The sequence below is a fragment of the Streptomyces sp. A012304 genome (genome assembly GCF_026008495.1).
In the GTDB taxonomy this organism is placed as follows: domain Bacteria; phylum Actinomycetota; class Actinomycetes; order Streptomycetales; family Streptomycetaceae; genus Streptomyces.
Map to the genome: position 1 here is coordinate 1 of NZ_BQUN01000052.1, position 3023 is coordinate 3023.

At 71.7% G+C, this 3023-nt stretch carries 5 protein-coding genes and 1 pseudogene; all 6 read right to left on the reverse strand.

Annotated features, from left to right (window positions below; genetic code table 11):
- Positions 1-238: 238 nt before the first annotated feature.
- Positions 239-481, reverse strand: coding sequence for a hypothetical protein (locus ALMP_RS11945; protein ID WP_264926899.1), 243 nt, complete (start codon positions 479-481; stop codon positions 239-241).
- Between the two features lie 41 nt (positions 482-522).
- Complete coding sequence (locus tag ALMP_RS11950) at positions 523-1146, reverse strand: hypothetical protein (protein WP_264926901.1); 624 nt, start codon at positions 1144-1146, stop codon at positions 523-525.
- The gene (locus ALMP_RS11955; protein ID WP_309299460.1) at positions 1143-1559 is read right to left on the reverse strand and encodes a DUF4326 domain-containing protein; all 417 of its coding nucleotides are present in this window, start codon (positions 1557-1559) and stop codon (positions 1143-1145) included. The genes ALMP_RS11950 and ALMP_RS11955 overlap by 4 nt, the downstream gene beginning before the upstream one ends.
- Positions 1556-1885 carry a hypothetical protein gene (locus tag ALMP_RS11960; protein WP_264926903.1) on the reverse strand — a complete coding sequence of 110 codons (330 nt, stop codon included), beginning with the start codon at positions 1883-1885 and terminating at the stop codon, positions 1556-1558. Before ALMP_RS11960 ends, ALMP_RS11955 begins: the two co-directional genes overlap by 4 nt.
- A complete protein-coding gene (locus tag ALMP_RS11965) occupies positions 1882-2418 on the reverse strand; it encodes a hypothetical protein (protein WP_264926904.1) in 537 nt (178 codons plus the stop codon). The genes ALMP_RS11960 and ALMP_RS11965 overlap by 4 nt, the downstream gene beginning before the upstream one ends.
- Before the next feature lie 14 nt (positions 2419-2432).
- A pseudogene (locus ALMP_RS11970) lies at positions 2433-3023 on the reverse strand (ATP-dependent helicase); the annotation flags it as partial.

Genomic DNA, 3023 nt, shown 5'->3' on the forward strand with positions numbered 1-3023 from the left:
GGCGGAGGGCCTCGCGGAGGGAGAGGATCTGGTCGCTGTCGAGCAGCTGCTGGGCGACGCTGATCGCGACGTCCAGGTCGCTCGGTTCGACGGGAAGGGTGCTGTCGTCCGCGCACGCGGACGTGGAAAGATCGGTCATGCCGACTCCTGCCGTAATCAGGATGTTCGGTAGAGGGTCGGGCGGTGCGATCGCCCCGGGTGCGCCAACACCTGGGAGCTGCTGTCCGGCCCTCGCTGTCTATTCGGTTGTGGGGGCGTCCGGCTTGGGCGCCTTCTTGCGTTGGTCCCTCTTGAGCGCCTGGTCGACGGCCTGCCAGCTGCGGCCGAGGGCGCGGGCGACCTCGGCGACGGAGCCGAGTTCGGCGACGCCGTCGCGTAGGGCTTGGGCTCGTCGGGAGGCGGCCTCGGATGCGGCTTGGTTGAGCTGCGCCAACAGCTCTTCCTCGTCGCGAACCCGGTCCTGCCAGGGCTTGGGTTCCATCAGGGCGAGCGTATCCAACAGGGGTGTTGGATGCAAGGTGGTCACGCCGACTCCGCAGGCTGGTGGTGGACGAGCAGTGCCCAGTCCTGAGGCGTCTCGTAGCAGTAGCCACACCACCGGCACCGCAGCCGCGTGTCGCCGGGCAGCCGGGAGATGACCGCCCCGCACACCACGCCCTCGGCGGTCACCGCGACGCACGTACCGAGCCGCTGCCGCCGTGGCGCCGGATCGCCGACGATCGTCCGGGCCTGCTGCTCCAGCCCGCCCACCTCGCGCGCCAGGTCCCCGGTGCCGGGGTAGTGGGCGACGATCCACTCCAGCTCCATGCCCAGCCACCGGCAGTCCGCGGCCAGCTGCCCCGGCGGGGGCGCCCCGTGGCGGGGCCAGCGCACCCGCTGCACGTCCACCCGCCACAGGTGCACGACCTCGGCGGCCCGGGCCATGTTCACCGTGTCCAGGACGTCCTCGTCGAGCGGCGACCGCGGGCCGGCCGCCGCCTTCGTCGCGACGATGTCGCCCCAGTCGGCCCGGCGGGGCACCAGGCATTCGGCGACCTCGGCGTACAGGGTGGGCAGTTCCGCCAGCCGCTTGGCGAGCGCGACGGTGTGCCGCTCGCACAGGTACCGGCCGCCCGTCTTGTCGCCGCACAGCTCGCAGAAGGTCACGGTGATGCCTCCAGCCGGTTGAACAGGCTCTGCTCGACCAGGCCGGCCGCCCACTCCAGGTCTGCGGCGTACTCGGCGAGCCGGCCGCGTGAAGGATTGTCGGCGTACATGGCGATGGCGTGGGCGTGGCAGATCGCCGGCGTACACCAGCAGGCCAGCACGCGGCCCTTGAGGGTGGCGGCTTGGTCGAGCAACTCGGGGCGGTCGAGCAGGTACCGGATGTACGCGGCGACGGCGGCCTCAGGAGTGCCGTACTCCTTGAGGGCGTACGGGTTGGCGAGCGGGTGGGCCTCGAGGTTCCAGCCGCCCATGGTGAAGCGGCGGCCGACGTACACGAGCCCGTTGGGGGCGTGCTCGAGGCGGGGCCCGTAGTCGTGGGTGCGGCCCTTCAGGTTGATGACGATGGTGGTCACAGCAGGCCGTCCCGGCGGGTGGCGTCCTCGACGCGGTCGAGGGTGTCGTACAGGTTCAGCTCGAAGTCCCGGACGGAGGCCTCCAGCAGCTCGGCCGGGTGCGGTGTCGACTCAACAATTGTTGGCATCGGGCGGCTCCGGTTCTGTAGCCGGTAGAGGCGGAGGGTGTTGAGGTAGTGGTCGGCGGCCGCGCGGCGGCGGGCCTGGCGGGAGCGCTCAATGCCGCGGCGGGTGTTGCGCCAGTCCCAGCACGCGTTGAGGATCACCATGAGGTTGGCGCCGATGGCGATGCCGCAGATGAGGATCTGGAGTTCGTTCGGGGTCACGCGGCGAGTCCTTCCGTGGTGGGCCACTGGCTTCCGTCGAGGCCGCGGCGGTGGGTGTCGGGGACGACGGCGAGGGGCCAGCCGAGGTGGTGCAGGCCCATGGCGCAGAGGATGTAGGCGTCGGCCTGGTCGTAGCGGCCGGGCCCGTCGCAGTCGATGCCGTAGCGGGTGCGGACGGCGTCCCGGACGGCGCCCTTGGAGCCGGAGCCCTTGCCGGTGGCGTACAGGGCCCGGCAGCTGGGTGGTACGACGGCGTAGGGGATGCTGCGCCGCCAGCAGGCGTGCCGGACCATGACGCGCAGCCCAGCCAGGTCCTCGTGCCGGTGGGCGACACCGCCGCCGAACGACGGTCCCTCGATCACCACCAGGTCGGCGCCGGCGATGTGCTCGTTGACGCGCTCGATGATCCAGGCGAGTCGCGGATGGCCGCGCAGGCCCGTTCGGGGACGGATGGTGTCGGTCCAGCCCTCGCCCGCCACCCCGGTGCAGGTGAGGCTGACGTCGAGCCCGATCACCTTCGGAACCGCCTGCATCGCACTTCCCCCGTTCACGCCGCGGCCCGTGCGCTGAGCCGGCCGAGGATCGTCGTGAACTGGTGGATGGCCTGGAGGTCGGACACCTCGCCCGCCGTGCTGCCGGGCGGAACCGGGATGCGCGCCACCCGGCAGAAGTTGAGCTGCTTGACGCTGGCCGGCTTGCTTCGCCAGGGGGCGGAACGGGCGGCGAGCCACCGGCTTCCCATGGCCCGGGCCTGCTGCTCCAGCCAGGCCTTCGCGGGGGCGAGGGGGAGCGGCACGTCGTTCTTGGGCGCGACGAGCCCGTTGACGGCGTCGAACCGGCGCAGCCAGTACGTCCGGTCGGCCGGGTTGCGGATCAGGAAGACGTAGGCGGCGTCGCCGACGGGGATGAACCACACCCCGGACTCCGTCCGCAGCCAGCGCACCGTCGACCCGTGGAACAGGTCGATCTCCTCGACCTGGATGCGGGATAGGTCCAGGCGGCGCTGCGCCTTCTCCTCGGCCTCCCGCACTGCCTCGCGTAGCGTCTGGTCCTCTGCGGGCATCGGGGCCTCGCGGCCCGTCAGGTCGACGATCGAGGCGAGCTTGTGACGGGTGGAGGCGCCCATCACGTCGAGGAT